General features: G+C 57.1%; 16 protein-coding genes. 15 read left to right on the top strand and 1 reads right to left on the bottom strand.

What is annotated here, in order from left to right:
- The 8 genes from V3C63_RS08445 (at position 1) to whiA (ending at position 6,924) form a co-directional block, all read left to right on the top strand.
- On the top strand, positions 1 to 777 hold the full coding sequence (locus V3C63_RS08445) for a hypothetical protein (RefSeq protein WP_329887357.1): 777 nt from the start codon (positions 1 to 3) through the stop codon (positions 775 to 777).
- A complete protein-coding gene (locus V3C63_RS08440) occupies positions 683 to 1,765 on the top strand; it encodes a xylulokinase (protein WP_329887356.1) in 1,083 nt (360 codons plus the stop codon). Before V3C63_RS08445 ends, V3C63_RS08440 begins: the two co-directional genes overlap by 95 nt.
- The gene (locus V3C63_RS08435; protein WP_483434129.1) at positions 1,690 to 2,175 is read left to right on the top strand and encodes a xylulokinase; all 486 of its coding nucleotides are present in this window, start codon (positions 1,690 to 1,692) and stop codon (positions 2,173 to 2,175) included. Before V3C63_RS08440 ends, V3C63_RS08435 begins: the two co-directional genes overlap by 76 nt.
- 233 nt (positions 2,176 to 2,408) lie before the next feature.
- On the top strand, positions 2,409 to 3,299 hold the full coding sequence (gene murB / locus V3C63_RS08430) for a UDP-N-acetylmuramate dehydrogenase (protein WP_425355369.1): 891 nt from the start codon (positions 2,409 to 2,411) through the stop codon (positions 3,297 to 3,299).
- Positions 3,296 to 4,066, top strand: a complete 771-nt coding sequence (locus V3C63_RS08425) for a PHP domain-containing protein (protein ID WP_329887354.1) — start codon at positions 3,296 to 3,298, stop codon at positions 4,064 to 4,066. The genes murB and V3C63_RS08425 overlap by 4 nt, the downstream gene beginning before the upstream one ends.
- Positions 4,063 to 4,935: an RNase adapter RapZ gene (gene rapZ, locus V3C63_RS08420; protein WP_329887353.1), complete on the top strand. Its 873-nt coding sequence runs from the start codon at positions 4,063 to 4,065 to the stop codon at positions 4,933 to 4,935. The genes V3C63_RS08425 and rapZ overlap by 4 nt, the downstream gene beginning before the upstream one ends.
- Before the next feature lie 61 nt (positions 4,936 to 4,996).
- Positions 4,997 to 6,019 (top strand): gluconeogenesis factor YvcK family protein, encoded by a 1,023-nt coding sequence (locus V3C63_RS08415; protein WP_329887352.1) that lies wholly within the window; start codon positions 4,997 to 4,999, stop codon positions 6,017 to 6,019.
- Positions 6,016 to 6,924: a DNA-binding protein WhiA gene (gene whiA, locus V3C63_RS08410; RefSeq protein WP_329887351.1), complete on the top strand. Its 909-nt coding sequence runs from the start codon at positions 6,016 to 6,018 to the stop codon at positions 6,922 to 6,924. Before V3C63_RS08415 ends, whiA begins: the two co-directional genes overlap by 4 nt.
- Before the next feature lie 72 nt (positions 6,925 to 6,996).
- Here the strand turns inward: whiA and V3C63_RS08405 are convergent, their stop codons facing one another.
- Positions 6,997 to 7,713: an MBL fold metallo-hydrolase gene (locus tag V3C63_RS08405; RefSeq protein WP_329887350.1), complete on the bottom strand. Its 717-nt coding sequence runs from the start codon at positions 7,711 to 7,713 to the stop codon at positions 6,997 to 6,999.
- A 315-nt stretch (positions 7,714 to 8,028) separates the two neighbouring features.
- Here V3C63_RS08405 and V3C63_RS08400 point away from each other — a divergent pair, with 315 nt between their 5' ends.
- The 7 genes from V3C63_RS08400 to purD all read left to right on the top strand — a co-directional run bounded on the left by V3C63_RS08400 (position 8,029) and on the right by purD (position 18,470).
- Positions 8,029 to 11,745 (top strand): phosphoribosylformylglycinamidine synthase, encoded by a 3,717-nt coding sequence (locus V3C63_RS08400; RefSeq protein ID WP_329887349.1) that lies wholly within the window; start codon positions 8,029 to 8,031, stop codon positions 11,743 to 11,745.
- 83 nt (positions 11,746 to 11,828) lie between these two features.
- Positions 11,829 to 12,323 carry a 5-(carboxyamino)imidazole ribonucleotide mutase gene (gene purE / locus V3C63_RS08395; protein ID WP_329887348.1) on the top strand — a complete coding sequence of 165 codons (495 nt, stop codon included), beginning with the start codon at positions 11,829 to 11,831 and terminating at the stop codon, positions 12,321 to 12,323.
- Positions 12,324 to 12,385: 62 nt separating this feature from the next.
- Positions 12,386 to 13,819 carry an amidophosphoribosyltransferase gene (gene purF, locus V3C63_RS08390; protein WP_329887347.1) on the top strand — a complete coding sequence of 478 codons (1,434 nt, stop codon included), beginning with the start codon at positions 12,386 to 12,388 and terminating at the stop codon, positions 13,817 to 13,819.
- Positions 13,820 to 13,878: 59 nt separating this feature from the next.
- Positions 13,879 to 14,913: a phosphoribosylformylglycinamidine cyclo-ligase gene (purM, locus tag V3C63_RS08385; RefSeq protein WP_329887346.1), complete on the top strand. Its 1,035-nt coding sequence runs from the start codon at positions 13,879 to 13,881 to the stop codon at positions 14,911 to 14,913.
- A gap of 8 nt (positions 14,914 to 14,921) precedes the next feature.
- On the top strand, positions 14,922 to 15,554 hold the full coding sequence (gene purN, locus V3C63_RS08380; protein WP_425355368.1) for a phosphoribosylglycinamide formyltransferase: 633 nt from the start codon (positions 14,922 to 14,924) through the stop codon (positions 15,552 to 15,554).
- A 67-nt stretch (positions 15,555 to 15,621) separates the two neighbouring features.
- Complete coding sequence (gene purH / locus V3C63_RS08375) at positions 15,622 to 17,175, top strand: bifunctional phosphoribosylaminoimidazolecarboxamide formyltransferase/IMP cyclohydrolase (RefSeq protein ID WP_329887345.1); 1,554 nt, start codon at positions 15,622 to 15,624, stop codon at positions 17,173 to 17,175.
- A 32-nt stretch (positions 17,176 to 17,207) separates the two neighbouring features.
- Positions 17,208 to 18,470, top strand: coding sequence for a phosphoribosylamine--glycine ligase (gene purD / locus V3C63_RS08370; RefSeq protein WP_329887344.1), 1,263 nt, complete (start codon positions 17,208 to 17,210; stop codon positions 18,468 to 18,470).
- Positions 18,471 to 18,555 lie beyond the last annotated feature (85 nt).

Here is an 18,555-nt window from a genome sequence, read left to right as displayed (position 1 = left end):
ATGAAACCAGAATTAATCGTGATGCTCACCTGCAACGATGTGACGGTCTCGAATGCGGCCGAGGTGTTCGCGTCCTGCGCGGATTTGCCGGCGAAGCGATGGGGCTTTAAAGACGTCGGCCTGGATAAGGACGCGATGATCGCTCTCAATCAACAAATGAAGGCGGCGGGAAAAGAAACCTATCTGGAGGTGGTCATCTACACCGAAGCAGGCTGCCTTGAAGGGGCAAAGCTTGCGGGCGAATGCGGCTTCGATTATTTGACCGGCACCGTTTATTATCCGGCGGTGATGGAAGTGCTTGCCAAATACGACATGAAGTATCTGCCGTTTCCGGGGAAGGTCGACGGCAGCCCGGTGGCACTGACCGGGACGGTCGATGAAATCGTCGCGGACAGCAAGCGGCTCATCGAAGCCGGCGCGGACGGCGTCGACCTGACCGCCTATCGCTATACCGACGGGGATCCGATGGCGCTGGCCCGGGCGGTCGGTGAGGCCATCGGCCTCGACAAGCTGACCATTGCCGGCAGTGTGAGCGACGAAAAACGCATGGACGAAATGAAAGCCCTCGGCTGCAAAGCTTACACGATGGGCAGCGCGTTATTTGGCGGGAACTTTGTCCAAGGGGGAACCTTCCGGGAGAACCTCATCTATGTGCTCGATTATTTAGATAAGGAGCAATCAGATGAAGCATTTTGTCGGCATCGACATGGGCACGCAGAGCATGCGCGGCTATCTCTTCGATCCGGAAGGCAAATTTGTCGCGGATGCGAGCAGTGAATACCTGCCGGTTTACCCCAAGCCGGGATGGGCGGAATGCGACGCCAATTTATGGATTGAGGCGTTAAAGGCCATCATTGCAAGCCTCAAGCGGGCGGCAAAGATCACAGCGGAGGACATCGGCACGATGGCGTTTGCCTGCATCGACGCTTCAATTGTGCCGGTGGATGAAAATGGTGATCCCATCGATCACTGCATCATTTGGATGGATGGTCGAACAGGTGCGCAGGCAGATGCATTGAGCCAAAAAATATCGGAAGAAGAGGCTTTGACGATTTCCGGGTCGCCCATCACGCCCTTCCAGGAAGTGACCAAAATCATGTGGATCAAGGAAAATAAACCGGGCGTTTATGAACGGACAAACTGTTTTTGCGAAGCGACGTCGTTTTTTGTCGGTTATCTGACCGGCACGCCGGTCAATGGCTATTGCGGCGCTTCTTATACTCAGCTGTTCGACGTTCAGACAAAAACCTGGTCGCAGACGATTTTTGATGCGGCGGGCCTCGATCCTTCAAAAATGTTTGAAGTGAAAAGCGGCTACGATATCGCAGGTAGTGTGCGCCCACAGCGCGCAGAGGAACTGGGACTTTCTGAACAGACGAAAGTGGCGGTCGGCGACAGTGATCATCAACTTGCAATGTTAGGATCAGGAATGTCAAAACCAGGGCAGGTGATGGACATCAGCGGGACGTCGACCTCGATTTCGACCTACATGACGAAACCAGCTTATGACCCGGCGGGCACGATGCTGACGCATTTATCGGCTGACGGCAAATACTGGACACTTGAAAACGCCTCGCTGATCACCGGCGGCAATCTGCGCTGCGCTGGTACAAAGACACGATCGCTCGCTGCAGCTATGATGAAATGGATGCTGCGGCCATTGCTCTCGCGCCGGGCTCGGACGGACTTTTGTTCCTGCCGTTTTTGCAGGGGCAGATTACGCCGAAAGCGAACAGCGACGCACGGGGTGTTTTCTCTGGCCTGAGAATGAATCATGGTGTGGCGCATATGACGCACGCCGTTTACGAAGCAAATGTGTTCACGATCCGTGACTGCATTGAAGTCATTAATCGGACAGTGGGCAGACCGGAAAGCATCATTGCGACCGGCGGCGGAACTCGTTCCGTTCTTTGCAATCAGATGAAGGCGGACTGTCTGGATATTCCGCTGCAAATGATGGCATCGGAAAATGCCACCGGCTTTGGTGCGGCGATGATTGCCGGTGCGGCTGAAGGTCTTTTTAAAACGCCGGAAGACGCCATAGATCGATATGTTGAACGAGGCAAAAAATACATGCCAAATCCGAGAAATAAACAGACATACGACGAAGCGTATAAAGTTTATTTAAACTGTCAAGTGGTCTGCCAGGATTTATTCAAAAAATATCACTCATAGCTGAATCCCCCATACTCCCCCTTATAGCAGATGCTTAACCGCATCTGCTTTTTCTTTTTGTCTGAATTCAACGGATAGAAAGCGCGCGGCTGATTTTCTCAGCGGAAAGACAAAACCGGCGCAACCCCAATCGGATCCTGTTTAATTTTCCATTAAACTCACGATGCTATAATACCTAACTAATCATCCAGAGGAGAAGAACCTTGAATAAACAAACCATCCGCGATCGTCTGATGACCCTCTTGGGCAGCGATCACGTTTTAACCGATACACTCATGAAAGATCACACTTCGTTTCGCGTCGGCGGGCCGGCGGATTTTCTGGTGCGGCCGGAGACCATCGAGCAATTTGTCGATGTGATGTGCTTTTGCCGGACCGAAAGAATTCCGTCCTATCTCATCGGCAACGGCTCCAATTTACTGGTGCGGGACGGCGGCTTCCGGGGCGTCATCATTCAGACCCGGGGGATGGACCAGATTGTCACCAACGGGGATCGGGTCACGGTTTATGCCGGGGCGCTTCTGCGCAGGGTCGCGGCCGAAGCGCTGGCGCATGGGCTTTCAGGTATGGAGTTTGCTGCGGGCATTCCCGGCTCGATGGGTGGCGCCATCGTGATGAATGCCGGGGCTTACGGCGGCGAAATGAAGGACATTGTCGAATCGATCACCGTGCTCACGGAGACAGGCGAGCTCAGGACCATCACCGGCGCGGACTGCGATTTCGGTTATCGGCACAGTGTGGTGCAGGATCACGATTGGATCGTGGTGAGCACGATTCTGAAGCTTGCGGCGGGGGATCCGGAAGCGATTGCGGCCAGGATGAAGGATTTCAATCAGCGGCGGCGGGATAAACAGCCGCTGAATTTCCCCAGCGCGGGGAGCACCTTCAGGCGGCCAGAAGGGTATTTTGCCGGCAAACTCATCCAGGATGCAGGCATGAAGGGGTATCGCGTCGGCGGCGCCCAGGTCAGCGAAAAGCACAGCGGTTTTGTGATCAATGCCGGGGGCGCCACGGCGGCGGATATCCTCGCGTTGATCGGCCAGGTGCAGGCGGCGGTGCGCGATCAGTTCGGCGTTGAGCTCAAAACCGAGGTGATCACCATCGGGGAAGAGACTGCGCTGTGAGAATCACGGCCGATTGGCACACCCACACGACTTTCAGTCACGGCAAGAACACCATCGAAGAGATGGTGGATCGGGCCAGAGCCCTGGGACTGGCGGCCATTGTGATCTCGGATCACGGGCGCTCTCACCCGCTTTACGGGGTCAAGCCCCGGCATTTCAGGAAAATGCGCGCCATCATTGACGATCTGAACGCAAAGTATGACGATATTCAGATTTATCTTTCGGTGGAGGCGAACATTATCGGGGCGGACGGGACCATCGATATCGGCGAGGAAGAGCGGCATTACTGCGATTTTATTTATGCCGGGTACCACTGGGTGTATGTCCCTAAGGGTTTTCGCGATTTTTTTACCTTGAAACTGCGCAATTATCTGACGCGGATTTGTCCCTGGATGACAAAGCGCACCCGCGCGGCAAACACGCGGTGTTATCTCGCGATGTTAAACCGCTACGACCTGAAGATGATCACCCATCCCGGGGACAAGTGCCCTATCGATGTGGCGGCGGTGGCGAAAAAAGCCGCCGAGAAGCACGTAATTTTGGAAATTAATCCCCGGCATCATCATTTGAATGCACAAGAGCTGCGGCAGGTGATGGGCTTCGGCGGGCGATTTGCCATCAATTCCGACGCGCATAGCGTCGATCGGGTGGCCGATGTGGCTCCGGCGATTGACGCGGCGACGGCAGCCGGTGTGCCGGTGGCGCAGATTGTCAATGCGGAAGCGTCTGGCTGCGCTGCTAAAAAATCAGAAAGAAAACCAATATGAAAACTTTAATTGTGACCGGATTGTCCGGTGCCGGCAAATCCATGGCCATCGATATTATCGAAGATGCCGGTTTTTTTTGTGTCGACAACGTACCGGTGCATTTGGTGGCAACCTTTGTGGGGCTTTGCCGGTCCGGCGATTCAGAGATTGAGAAACTCGCGGTGGTCACTGATATTCGCAGCAGCATGAACAGCGCGGATTTTCAGGGGCTCTTTGGACGGATGCACCGCGATCTGTCCGAGGTGGAGGTGCTCTTTTTCGAAGCCGACGCCGAGGTGCTCGTGCGCCGCTATCAGGAATCCCGGCGCAGACATCCGCTGCTTACCCGAGCGGGCGGGCTTTTGGCGGCGATCCAATTGGAAAAGGAATACCTGACATCGATTCGCGAACAGGCGGATTATATTATCGATACGACGGGTTTAAAGCTGGCCGATCTGAGGCATCGCATTTTATCACTGCTCGAGCGGGAAAAGCTGAGTGCGACCATTCAGGTCAAGCTCATGTCTTTCGGCTATAAATACGGGGTGCCGATTTCGGCGGATTTCATCTTTGATGCGCGGTTTCTGCCCAATCCCTTCTATAAAAAGGAACTGCGTCATCTGACCGGCGAGGACCGGGCGGTGCGGGATTATGTGATGGGATTTCCGGCGGCCCAGGATTATTTTGAACGGCTGAAAGCGCTGATCGCCAGCGTGATTCCCCATTACGAGGATGTGAACAAGGGCTACGTCGAGATTGCCGTGGGCTGCACCGGCGGCCAACACCGCTCGGTGACCTTTGCCTGCCTGCTTGCGGCCGCATTGCGGGAGCAGGGCTTCGATACGCAAATCACCCATCGGGATATCGGGAAGGATCGGGAAAAGAAATAGGGAATGTCCGGTTTTAAAGGGACACATTGGGCTATTCTGCAATGGAGAAAAGGAGAGGCCTATGGAAATTAAGGAATACATCCGCGAGTTTTCGCTGAAAGATGTGGTGCGGGTGCGCAATCCGAAGGTGGTGGCCTTCGGTGGCGGCACCGGCCTTTCGGTGATTCTGCGCGGGCTTAAAAAATACACGAACCGGCTGACGGCGGTGGTTACCGTCGGCGACGACGGCGGCAGCTCCGGCATGCTGCGCGAAGATTTGGGGATTCTGCCACCGGGAGACATCCGCAACTGCATTCTGGCCCTGGCCGACGACGAAGGTGTCATGAACGATCTCTTTAACTATCGATTCGATAAAGGCGGTCTGGCAGGACACAGCTTCGGCAATTTGTTTCTTGCGGCGATGACGGGTATCAGCAGCGACTTTTACGACGCGATTGTCCGCACGTCGGACGTCCTGCAGATCACCGGGACGGTGCTGCCGGTTACCCTGGATGAGATGGTGCTGATGGGCGAGCTTAAGGACGGCACCTTGGTGGAGGGCGAATCGGAAATTCCCCGGGCATCGGCCAAATCGGGCAGTCCCATCGCCAAGATGCACCTGAAGCATTCGGCGGCGGCATTGCCGGAGACGCTGGATGCCATCAAGGCGGCGGACATCATCATCATGGGACCGGGCAGCCTTTACACCAGCATCATTCCCCATTTGCTGGTGGATGGCATCGAGGAAACCATTCTCGCCAGCACGGCCAAGAAATTTTATGTGGGCAATATCATGATGCAGCCGGGGGAAACCCTGGGCTATACGCAGGCCGATCACCTGCTGGCTATCGAGCATCAGCAGCGCTACGGTGGACAGGGGGCGCTCTTTGATTATGTGATTGCCAACGACGGTGTGCTCGACAAAGCCATGGCGGTACGCTATCAGAAGATCGGCTCGCGCCAGGTGCTGGTGGGTGAGCATCTGCCGGCCTATGAATACATCTGTGACAATTTTGTGATTCAAAAGGACTGGAAGGTGCGCCACGACGCGGATCGGTTGGCCAAGCAGATTTTTGAAATTTATATGGGGCGGAGGCAGCCATGAGTTTTTCCACGGAGGTCAAGGGAGAATTGTGTCATTTGCCGATGACGGATCCGGGTGAGAACCGGGCGGAGCTCGCCGGTCTTTTGGCGACGGCGGCGATCGCGAATGCGGGACTCAAGTTCGCGACGGAGAGCGCGTTTGTGGCCGGTCGGCTGCGCAAGCTCAGCCGCACGCTTTATGGCGACGGCGGCTTGACCCTGGATTTTGACGGGGAGCGGCCGGGCGGCCGCCGCCGGTTGTACCGCATCGGTTGCGAGGACGCGGCACAGGTCAAACGGATCTGCCGGGACTGCCGCCTTGGCGAAGACGGGTGTATCGCGAAGGTGCCGCCGTATTTTCTCGCGCATCAAAAACATCTGAAGGCTTATCTGCGGGGGGTGTTTCTGGGCTCGGGCTCCATCACCGATCCGAAAAAGGATTACCATTTGGAGATCGTCCACAAGCGTGCGTCCCTGCTCGAATCGATGGCGGCAATTTTAACGGGTTACGACATTAAGGCGAAACTGCACAGGCGCGGCGGCGATCGTGTGCTCTATTTGAAGGAGAGCGGGAGCATCGCCGATTTTCTCGGGCTCATCGGGGCGCATAAGGCCATGCTGCGTCTCGAGAATCTGAAGATCGTGCGGGGGATGCGCAATGATGTGAATCGCCAGGTGAACTGCGACGTGGCCAACCTGCACAAGACGACGACGGCGGCCCAGTCTCAGATCGATGTGATCCGCCGGATCGACGACGCGGTGGGCATCGCCCAGCTGCCGCCGGATTTGAAACAACTGGCGGCTCTGCGATTGGAGAATCCGGATTATTCACTTAAAGAATTAGGTGAGCAGATGGATCCGCCCATGCCGAAGTCGGCGGTGAATTATCGCCTGAATAAACTTAAAAAAATGGCCCTGGAGATTTGACTCCGGGCTTTTTCAGCGCTTCAAGGCGCGCGCAAAAAACGACCTGCCGGCGGGCGGGTCGTTTTTTAATGCTTAATCTTCGTAGATGATTTCGTTGCGGCCGTGGATGTCGCACACGGCAACAGCTTTGCCAAAGAGGGCGTTTTTCGTGTCGTTAATCACGTCGTATTGGTCCCAGAAATGCATGGGCGCGAGCAGTTTGGGAGCAAGCGCCTCGGCAAAATAAACGGCGGCCTTGGTAGCCGAGCGGCCCAGCCGGGAGTCGACGGGGACAAAAGCGACGTCAATCTGAAGCCCCTCTTTTTCGCAGTGGGCCTTGATTTTGGCGATTTCGGCCTTGTAATCTGTTTCTTCGACCGCGGGATTGATCTCCGGGCGCGCTTCCGTGCTCCAGTCCCACCAGTTGAGATCGCCGGCGTGGAAAATGGCTTTGCCCTCCGCTTGAACGAGGAAGGACACGCCCAGATCGGTGGAGCCGAAGGTATCGATGACCACGTCGCCGCCTTTGGCGTCGGTGTAGGTCAGGTGATCGTAGGGCTTCACAAAGGTGGTGCGTTTGCCGCCGCGTTTGGTGATATCGTCACTCAGAATATAGTGGCCGTTGTAGTCGTTGTCGTAGTTGTAGATAATTTGTGAAAAATGGTCGGTGTGGCTGTGGGTCGCGAAGAAATAGTTCTGGTGGCCCTTGTGCAGAAACTGCGGCTGAATATAGGTGATGGCGTCGAAGACGAAGGTGTTTTTGTTCAGTTCGACAACAAACCCCGAATGATGCAGATAAATGATTTTCATAGGATCCTCCCGTTGGCTACTGTATAGATAAATTATCATCATTATATCAGCTTTTGCCCTGAAATAAAGGCAGAAATTTTGGCAATGGGCGCAATAATTCAGCAAGAGGACTAAAAAGTGCAGGCGGCATTCAGCGAACGCGCGGAATGGCCTTGCAAATGGGCCGGAACCGGGCATCAAGGACTGAAAATCGGCATTTGGCATGGTGATTTGCACGAGCGCAGCCTGTGTTTATAATTTTGAAAATGGTTGAAAAAAATCGCAAAAAGAGATACAATAAAAAAATCAAAAATCCTTCAAAAAGGCGGTAAAGCAGTGATCAGACGATTCTACGTTGAAAAAAAGCCCGGATTTAACACGAAATCAGAGGCTTTGGCAGTGACTTTCCGAAGAATTCTCGAATTGAAAAAACTTGAAAATCTTCGGATTGTCTACCGTTATGATATCGAAGACCTCTCGGAAGAAATCATGGAAAAGGTTATCAACATGATTCTTTCCGAACCCAATGTCGACAATGTGACTGAACAGGCATTGCCGGTGGCGGCCGACGAACAGGTTTTTGCCATTGAGTTCCTGCCGGGTCAATACGATCAGCAGGGGGATTTTGCGGCGCAGTGCGTCCAGCTGCTGACCGGCGGCCGCCCCGCGATCAAAGTGGCGCAATGCGTGGTGTTAAAGGGGGCGCTGACTGCCGATGATGTTGACAAAATCAAACAATATATGATCAACCCTGTGGATTCGCGGGAAGCCGATCTGTCGCCGCGCACGAGCTTAACGGATGCGCTCAAGACACCGGCATCAGTTGCGACGATACGGGGCTTTATTGATTACGATAGCGTTGCCCTCGAAGCGTATCGCGGGGATATGGGCTTTGCCATGAGCCCGGCGGACATCCAAATGGTGCAGGCCTATTTTCGCGATGACGAAAAGCGCGACCCCACGGTGACAGAGCTGCGCGTGATCGATACCTATTGGTCGGATCACTGCCGGCACACCACCTTTGCGACCCATCTGAACGAAATTACTTTCGAAAAAGGTGAGATCAACGACGCGGTGGAAGCGGCCTTCGCCGATTACGACGTGACCCGGGACATGCTTTATGGCGAGGCATCTACCCGGCCCGTCACCCTCATGGATTTGGGGACCATCGGTACCAAGGATGTGCGGGCGCGGGGGCTTTTGCCGGATCTGGACGTGTCGGAAGAAATCAACGCCTGCTCGGTGAATATCCAGGTGGATCATGACAGCCAGGACGAAGACTGGCTTTTGATGTTTAAAAACGAAACCCACAACCATCCGACGGAAATTGAGCCCTACGGCGGTGCGGCAACCTGCCTTGGCGGGGCTATCCGGGATCCGCTGTCTGGGCGCAGCTATGTATATCAGGCCATGCGCCTGACGGGGGCTGGCGACGTGACGGCGCCCCTTTCCGAGACGCTGCCGGGCAAACTGCCCCAGCGCAAAATCTCCCAGGAAGCGGCCGAAGGCTATTCTTCCTATGGCAACCAGATCGGCCTGGCCACGGGCCAGGTGGTGGAGGTGCATGATCCGGGTTTTCTGGCTAAGCGCATGGAAGTCGGCGCGGTGATCGCCGCGGTGCCGAAAGAAAATGTGCGCCGGGAAACCCCGGAACCGGGCGACGCGATTTTGCTCGTCGGCGGGCGCACCGGCCGTGACGGCTGCGGCGGTGCCACCGGCTCCTCCAAGGCCCACACCGTAGAGTCCGTCCACGAAAGCGGCGCCGAGGTGCAGAAGGGCAATCCCGTTGAAGAACGCAAGATCCAGCGGCTATTCCGAAATCCGGAGCTCGCGCGGATGATCACCCGCTGCAACGATTTTGGCGCCGGCGGGGTGTCGGTGGCTATTGGCGAGCTGGCGGATTCGCTGGATATCGATCTCGACCGCGTGCCCAAGAAATACGAAGGGCTCGACGGGACGGAACTCGCTATTTCCGAATCCCAGGAGCGCATGGCCGTGGTGGTCGCGCCCCAGGATGTGGACCGCTTTATCGAACTCGGCCACGCGGAAAATCTCGAGGTGACCCGGGTCGCCACGGTGACGGATACCGGGCGGCTGCGGATGCGCTGGCGCGGTGATGAAATCCTCAGCCTCTCCCGGGATTTCCTGAACACCAACGGGGCCGTCCAGCATGCGGATGTTTATGTGGCCGAGCCCGAAGCGCGGCCGGCCTTTGTGCCGACGGGCGATATCGCGGCGCGCACCCTCGATTTGATGGGCGACCTGAACGTGGCGAGCCAGAAGGGGCTGGCCGAAATGTTCGACGCCACCATTGGCGCCGGCACGGTGACCATGCCCTTCGGCGGACGCTACGCCTTGACCCCTCAGGACGGGATGGCCGCCAAGATTCCGGTGGAACACGGCGACACCACCACCTGCTCGATCATGACCTATGGTTATAATCCCAGGCTGGCGGAATGGAGCCCCTTTCACGGGGCGGCCTCCGCGGTGATCGAATCCCTGGCGAAGGTGGTGGCCATGGGCGGCGACTACCACAAAACGCGCTTGTCCTTCCAGGAATATTTTGAACGCCTGGGAAAGGATCCGAAAAAATGGGGGCGGCCTTTCGCGGCGCTCCTCGGCGCCTTCGAGGCCCAAAAGGCTATGGGGGTTTCGGCCATCGGCGGCAAAGACTCCATGTCTGGGACTTTTGAAGATCTCACGGTGCCACCGACGCTCATCTCCTTCGCGGTGACCGCGGACAAGGTGGCGCACGTGGTGACCAACGAGCTCAAACAGGTCAAAAGCAATCTTTATCTCTTTGATATCCCGCGAGACGATAAAGGCCTGATCGACTACAAGGCGGCGGGCGGCATCTTCGACCGCGTCCGAAGCTTGGTCGAAAAGGAAGCGGTGCTTGCCGCAAAGGCCGTCGGGGAATACGGCTTGATGGAAGCGCTGACCAAGATGGCCTTCGGCAACAAGATCGGCATTGAGCTGGCCGAAGATTTGTCGGAAGCGGCGCTCTTTGCGCCCAATCCCGGCAGCATCGTTGTCGAGACGGCGGAAATCCTGCCCGGCGTTAAGAGAATCGGGAAGACCATCGCGAGACCGGCCATTGTGCAGAGCGCGACGGCCATGGCTCTCGACGATTTAATTGCCGCCTATCAGAAGCCGCTGTGGAACGTGTATCCGGAAACCGTGAGCGCCGAGGGTCCGGTACAGGATGTACTTTACGACCGCGGGCCGGTGATTGCCAGCGGTAGTGAATTTGCGAAGCCGCGGGTATTCATTCCGGTATTCCCGGGCAATAACTGCGAATATGATTCGGCGCGCGCCTTTGAACGGGCGGGCGCCGTGGCGCAGACGTTGGTCTTCCGCAATCAATCCGAGCAGGATATCGAAGCGTCTATCACGGAAATGGCGGCGGCCATCGATCAGTCGCAGATGATCATGATTCCCGGCGGCTTCTCGGCGGGGGACCAGCCCGACGGTTCCGGCAAATTCATCGCGGCGGTGTTCCGCAACCCGGCGATGACCGATGCGGTGATGAATCTACTCAAAAAGCGCGACGGCCTGATCCTGGGCATCTGCAACGGATTCCAGGCGCTGATCAAGCTGGGGCTGCTGCCGGACGGCGAGATCAAAGCCCTGACGCCGGACATGCCGACTTTAACCTACAACACCATCGGCCGCCATATTTCGGCGATCCCGATGACCAAGGTCGTCTCGAATCTTTCGCCCTGGCTGGCTCAGGCGGAGCTTGGCAAGAGCTACCGCATTCCGGTTTCCCACGGGGAGGGGCGTTTTGTGGCAAGCGACGCGGTGATCGCTCGGCTGATACAAAACGGGCAAATCGCGACCCAATACGTCGATTTCGACGGCCACGCCACGATGGACGGCGCGTTCAATCTCAACGGTTCGGTGTGCGCCATTGAAGGCATTACCTCGGCCGACGGGCGCGTTCTCGGCAAAATGGGCCATTCGGAACGCATCGGTGCCGGCCTTTACAAAAACATTCCCGGCGATAAAGATCAGAAGATCTTCGAATCTGGCGTGGCGTATTTCAAATAAGTCAATATCCGCCGCGAAGGATTCGCGGTCGGTTATTTATTTTAATTTGTGTGGTTCCGTGAAGGATCAGAGGAGGACAATCAATGCCTAAAGTTGCTGTGGTGATCGGGAGCGATTCCGATTTTGACGTGGTTCAAAAAAGCTTGACCACTTTGGACAAGTTCGGTGTGGATTATGATGCGATGGTGATTTCAGCCCACCGCAATCCGGAAAAGATTTTTAAATTTGCCGCTGAGGCGGAAGCCAACGGCTACGAGGTGATTGTCACCGCGGCGGGGAAAGCCGCACATCTGGCCGGTGTGATCGCGGGCATTACCCCGCTGCCGGTGATCGGTATTCCGATCAAAACGTCTTTCCAGGGCGGTCTGGATTCGCTGCTTTCCATTGTGCAGATGCCCAGCGGGGTGCCGGTGGCCACGGTTGCGGTGGACGGCGCAGAGAATGCAGCGGTGCTTGCCGTGCAGATACTTTCCGTCAAATATCCGGCGCTGAGGGACAAAATGAAGGCCTATAAGGTCGAATTAAACGACGCGGTGATCGCTAAAAACGACAATTTGCAAAAGCGCCTGAACCGATAAGGTCGGGCGCACCGGGCCGGCTGAGTTGCATCCCTTGCGAAAAGGCGGCGGCACATTTTCAGATGGTTCATCAATTCATAGAAAAGGCAGAAAATTTGAACATCAGTTACTTTGATCGAGACGATCACTTTCATGACGAATGTGGTGTGTTCGGCGTGCTTTCGCCGGATTCGCGTGAAAATGTGGCAAACTATATTTACTACGGTTTGTTTGCGCTTCAGCATCGGGGGCAGGAAAGCGCGGGCATGGCCATCAACGACGACGGCAAAATTGCCGTTCACAAGGATGTGGGCATGGTGGCGGACGTCTTTACGGATCGGATCTTAAAGGAGGTGCAGGGATCGATCGGTATCGGCCATGTGCGCTATTCCACCACCGGAGCCGGCGGTCCTGTCAATGCCCAGCCGCTGTCGGTCAATATGCGAAACTGCCATATTGCCCTGGCTCACAACGGGAATCTGGTCAATCACGAGGCCCTTCGGGAAATGCTCGAGGACAGCGGTGTGGTGTTTCAGACGAGCATTGATACCGAGGCCATGGTGAATATCTTTGCGCGGGGGCTGCGCCACGGGCTCGTGGAGTCCATCCAGCGAATGGTGGAGATTATCAAAGGCGCCTACGCCCTGGTGATTACCACCGAGGATAAACTCATCGGCGTTCGGGATCCCTTTGGCCTGCGGCCGTTGGTCATCGGCAAGAAAGGGGCGGATTATTTTCTGGCGAGCGAGAGCTGCGCCTTGGACGCAGTGGGCGCGACGCTCATCCGCGATGTGGAACCCGGCGAGATCATCATCATCGGCCGGAAGGGCACCCAAACTTACAGTCAAAAGCATTGGGTGGGCAAACGCTCTTGCATCTTCGAGCAGATTTATTTCGCAAGGCCGGATTCCATCATGGAAGGCCGCTCGGTTTATCTGGCGCGTCACATGGCCGGGCGCATCCTGGCCAGAGAATCCTCGGTGGAAGCAGACGTGGTGATCGGCGTGCCGGATTCCGGTCTGCCGGCGGCTATCGGCTATGCGGAAGAATCCGGAATTCCCTACGGCATCGGCCTGATCAAAAACAAATACAGCGGGCGCACCTTCATCTCGCCGACCCAGGCGCTGCGGGAACAAGGCGTTCGGCTGAAGCTCAACCCGCTGCGGGAAACGATTCGCGATAAGCGAGTCGTGGTGATCGACGACTCCATCGTCCGAGGAACCACCAGCAAACGACTCGTCAACACGCTGCGGGACGGCGGCGCGAAGGAAGTGCATTTTCGGGTGAGCTCGCCGCCGGTCAAGCACACCTGCCACTTCGGCATCGATACGCCGGAGCGCCGGGAACTGATTGCGTCGAAGAAATCCGTCGAAGAAATCCGGGATCTGATCGGCGCGGACACGTTGGCCTTCTTATCGTTGGAAGGGCTCAATCTGTCGGCCGGTGGAGGCGATGCCTTCTGCCGGGCCTGCTTTGACGGGGTTTATCCGATGGAAGTGCCGGTTTTGGACGATTGATGCGGCGGCAAAGAACTGTGAATACGCAACGCGAAGTTGCAAGGTTGAAAGGAAATAGCATGACAAAAACCAATGCATACAAAGCGGCCGGCGTCGACGTGGAGGCCGGCTACGAATCGGTCCGGCTCATTAAAGACGACGTGAAGCGCACCTTTAATCAATACGTGCTGTCTGAGCTGGGCGGCTTCGGCGGTGTGGTGGCGCTGCCGGAGGGCTATCAAAAGCCCTGCCTGGTTTCCGGGACGGACGGGGTCGGCACCAAGCTGATGATCGCCTTTATGATGGACAAGCACGACACCGTGGGCATTGACTGTGTGGCCATGTGTGTCAACGATATTCTCTGCCAGGGCGCAAAGCCCCTGCTTTTCCTGGACTATATTGCCTGCGGCAAGAACGTGCCGGAAAAGATCGCCCGGATCGTCTCCGGCGTGGCGGAGGGCTGCGTGCAGGGCGACATGGCGCTGATCGGCGGGGAAACGGCCGAGATGCCGGACATGTACACGGCGGATGATTACGATCTGGCCGGCTTTGCCGTCGGCGTGGCCGAGAAGGACCAGATTGTTACCGGGCAAAAGATTGTCGCCGGCGATGTGCTCGTCGGGCTGCCGTCCTCCGGGGTGCACTCCAACGGCTTTTCCCTGGTCCGCAAGCTGCTCTTTAAAGATAACGGCCTGAGCGTCGACACCCGTGTGGATGAACTGGGAGCGACCATCGGGGAAACCTTGCTCACCCCGACGCGCATCTATGTGCACGCGCTCTCGGATCTGATCGTGCCCTACGGCGTGCACGGCATGAGCCACGTGACCGGCGGCGGCTTTTACGAAAACATTCCGCGGATGATCCCTGACGGGCTGTGCGCGAAGATCAAACCCGAGGTTATCGACCGCCCGCCGATTTTCGATTATCTGCAAAAGCTCGGCGGCGTCAGCGATCACGATATGTATAACACCTTCAACATGGGGATCGGCCTAGTGGCGGCGCTGCCCCAGGATCAGGCGGATGCCTTTGCGGCGGCGCTGAAAGCCAAGGGCGAGGCGCCGGTGATTCTCGGCTTCGTGACGGCATCGGAAGACGGCGGCAAGATTCTGCTGTGAGTGCCGCCATGGAACGCATGAAAATCGGCGTGCTGGCCAGCGGCGGCGGCACAGATCTGCAGTCGGTGATCGACGGGGTGCACGGCAAAAGCGGCGAGATCGCCGTGGTGATTTCTAACAAGGCAGATGCTTATGCCTTGACCCGGGCCGAACGGACGGGGATTCCTGCGGTGGCCATTATCGAACAGGACTGCGGCGGCGTGGCGGCCTTTAACGCCAAAATCGTCGAGACGCTCAAAGACTATGGCTGCGAGCTGGTGGTGCTGGCGGGCTATCTGCGCATCATCACGGCGGACTTCGTGGCGGCCTTTCCCAACCGCATCGTGAATATTCACCCGGCGCTGATTCCATCCTTCTGTGGGCCGGGGTATTACGGCATGCGGGTGCACGAGGCGGTTTATCGCTATGGGTGTAAGGTGTCGGGCTGCACGGTGCATTTTGTGAACGAAGAGGCGGACGCCGGGCCGATTATTGCCCAGCGCACGGTGGCGTTGACGGATACTGACGATCCCGAGGCGATCCAGAAGAAGGTGCTGGCCCTCGAGCACGCATTGCTTCCGGAAGTGGTCGCGGCGATCTGCGAAGGCCGGGTGCACGTGGCGGGCCGGCGGGTGCGCGTCGATGCACCGGCGGCGAGATAGGTCATCATTTTGGGCAGCAGGGCGCGGGCTTTTGCTGCGAGGTTTTAAAAAGTAAATGGAGGAACCCATGAGAGCACTGATTTCTGTATCGGATAAAACCGGCATCGTCGATTTTGCGAAGCGCATTGCGGCCTGCGGCTGGGATATTCTGTCCACCGGCGGCACGGCGAAGGCCCTGCGCGAGGGCGGGCTTCGCGTGACGGACGTTTCGGATATGACGGGTTTTCCCGAATGCCTGGACGGCCGGGTCAAGACCCTGCACCCGCTGATTCACGGCGGCATTTTAAATATTCGGGGCAACGCCAAGCATCAGGAAGAATGCAAAAAACTCGGCATCGAAAACATCGATCTGCTGGTGATTAATCTCTATCCCTTCAAGCAGACGATCATGAAGCCGGGGGTTGCCTTTCAGGAATGCATCGAGAATATCGACATCGGCGGGCCGACCATGCTGCGCTCGGCGGCGAAGAACTTTAACGACGTGACGGTGGTGGTCGATCCGGCGGATTACGAAACGGTGTTGGCCGAAATTGAAGCGGATGGAAAAACGTCTTATAACACTCGCTACCGTTTGGCGCTGAAGGTGTTTGAGACCACGGCGAATTACGATACGATGATCAGCGACTTCCTGCGCCGCAAGTCCGGGGATCAGACCGACCGCGCCGAAGACCTGCTGGCTCAGGACAAGGTGAGCTTTACCTACGAAAAGGTGCAGGATCTGCGCTATGGGGAAAACCCGCATCAGCGGGCGGCCTTTTACCGGGAAATCGGCGAAGACCGGGGGACCCTGGTCGACGCGGTGCAGCTTCAGGGGAAGGAATTGTCTTACAACAACATCAACGATACCAACGGCGCGCTGGAAATCCTCAAGGAATACGGCGACGAGCCGACCATCGTGGCGGTCAAGCATGCCAATCCCTGCGGGGTGGCCAGCGCCGAATCCATCGGCGAGGCCTACCGCAAGGCCTATGAAGCAGACCCGACCTCGATTTTTGGCGGCATTGTGGCGGCCAACCGCGAAATCGACAAGGCCACGGCAGATCAGATGGTTCAAATCTTCCTCGAAGTGGTGGTGGCGCCGGGTTTTAACGACGAAGCCAAAGCCGTGCTCGCGGCCAAGCCCAATCTGCGGCTGCTGACCCTCGATGATATCCTGCATCGTGAAGAAGGTTACGAGCTTAAGAAGGTGCTCGGCGGGATGCTCGTGATGGAGCGGGACACCGAGCTTTACGACAAGCTTGAGGTGGTGACCAACCGCAAGCCCACCGATCGGGAAATGGAAGATCTGCTCTTTGCCTGGAAGGCGGTGAAGAACACCAAGTCCAACGCCATCACCATCGCGAAGGACAAATGCCTGGTGGCCAACGGCCCGGGCCAGGTCAACCGCATCTGGCCGATGGAAAGTTGCATTGCTCACGGCGGCGATCGCTGCCGGGGCGCCGTGGTGGCGTCGGATGCGTTCTTCCCTTTTGACGATTGCTGCAAAGCGGCAGCGGCGGCCGGAGTCACGGCGATCATTCAGCCGGGGGGCTCCATCCGCGACGCGGACTCCATCAAGGTCTGCAACGACAACAATATCGCCATGGTCTTCACCGGGATGCGCCACTTCAAGCATGCCTAAGGTGTGAATCGAAAGAAAATGAGGAACGACGAATGAAAGTAATGGTGGTGGGCAGCGGCGGCCGGGAGCACGTGTTGACCTGGAAAATCGCCCAGAGTCCCAAGGTGGATCAGATTTACTGTGTGCCGGGCAACGGCGGCATGGCGCAGATTGCCGAGTGTGTGGATTTGTCGGTTACGGACACGGCCGGCGTGGTGGCCTTTGCGCAGGACTGCGGCATCGATCTCGCCGTGGTGGGGCCGGAAGTTCCCCTGGTGGCCGGCATGGCCGACGCGCTGACGGCGGCGGGCATCCGCACCTTTGGACCCAACAAAAAATGCGCGCAGTTTGAAGGCTCCAAGGCCTTCACCAAGGAATTTCTGATGCGCCATCACATTCCCACGGCGCGCTATAAGGAATACACCCGCTATGAAGACATCGTGAAGGATCTGGGGATCTACGGCTACCCGATGGTCATCAAGGCCGACGGCCTGGCGGCGGGCAAGGGCGTGGCGATTCCGGAAAACGAGGCGGACGCCAAGGCGGCGATGAAGGCCATCATGGCAGACAAAACCTTCGGGGCGGCCGGAGACGCCGCGGTCATCGAAGAGTTTTTAACCGGGACCGAGGCGTCGATCCTCTGCTTTGTGGACGGCAAGACCATCGTCCCGATGGAAAGCGCCCGGGATTACAAGCGCGCCTTTAACGGCGATAAGGGGCTCAACACCGGCGGCATGGGCAATTATTCGCCCAACGCCCTCTTTGACGATCCGGCGCTCAACGCGCGCATCCAAAAAGAAATCCTCACGCCGATCATCGAGGGCTTTAAAGCCGACGGCATGGATTTTGTCGGCGTGCTCTTCATCGGCCTGATGATTAAAGACGGGGCGCCCAAGGTACTTGAATTTAACGTGCGCTTCGGCGATCCGGAAGCGCAGGTGGTGCTGCCTCGGATGGAAAGCGATCCGGTGGATATCATGGAAGCCTGCATCGACGGCCGCCTTGCCGACTGCGATATCCGCTGGAAGCCGGATGTGGCGGTGACGGTGGTGCTGGCATCCGGCGGTTATCCGGAAAGCTACCAAAAGGGTTACGAAATCACCGGTATTGACGACGTTGAAGGATGCGAAGTCTTTCATGCGGGGACGGCGATCCAAGACGGGAAGCTCGTGACCGCCGGCGGGCGCGTGCTTTGCGTCACAGGGCTTGCCCCGACCCGGGAAGAAGCCCGCCAAAAGGTCTATGCCCAGATCGATAAGATTTGGTTCAGGGATTGTTTTCACCGGGATGATATCGCCCTGGCAGAAGAAAACTGACAGGCCCGGAAGAATCCAATAAAAAGACCGTTTCCAAACGCGAATGACGTTTGGAAGCGGTTTTTTTGTGCCGGCAAAAGCGACC

It is taken from the genome of Pseudoramibacter faecis, assembly GCF_036289405.1.
GTDB lineage: Bacteria > Bacillota > Clostridia > Eubacteriales > Eubacteriaceae > Pseudoramibacter > Pseudoramibacter faecis.
This window is presented reverse-complemented; position numbering and strand designations above follow the sequence as displayed.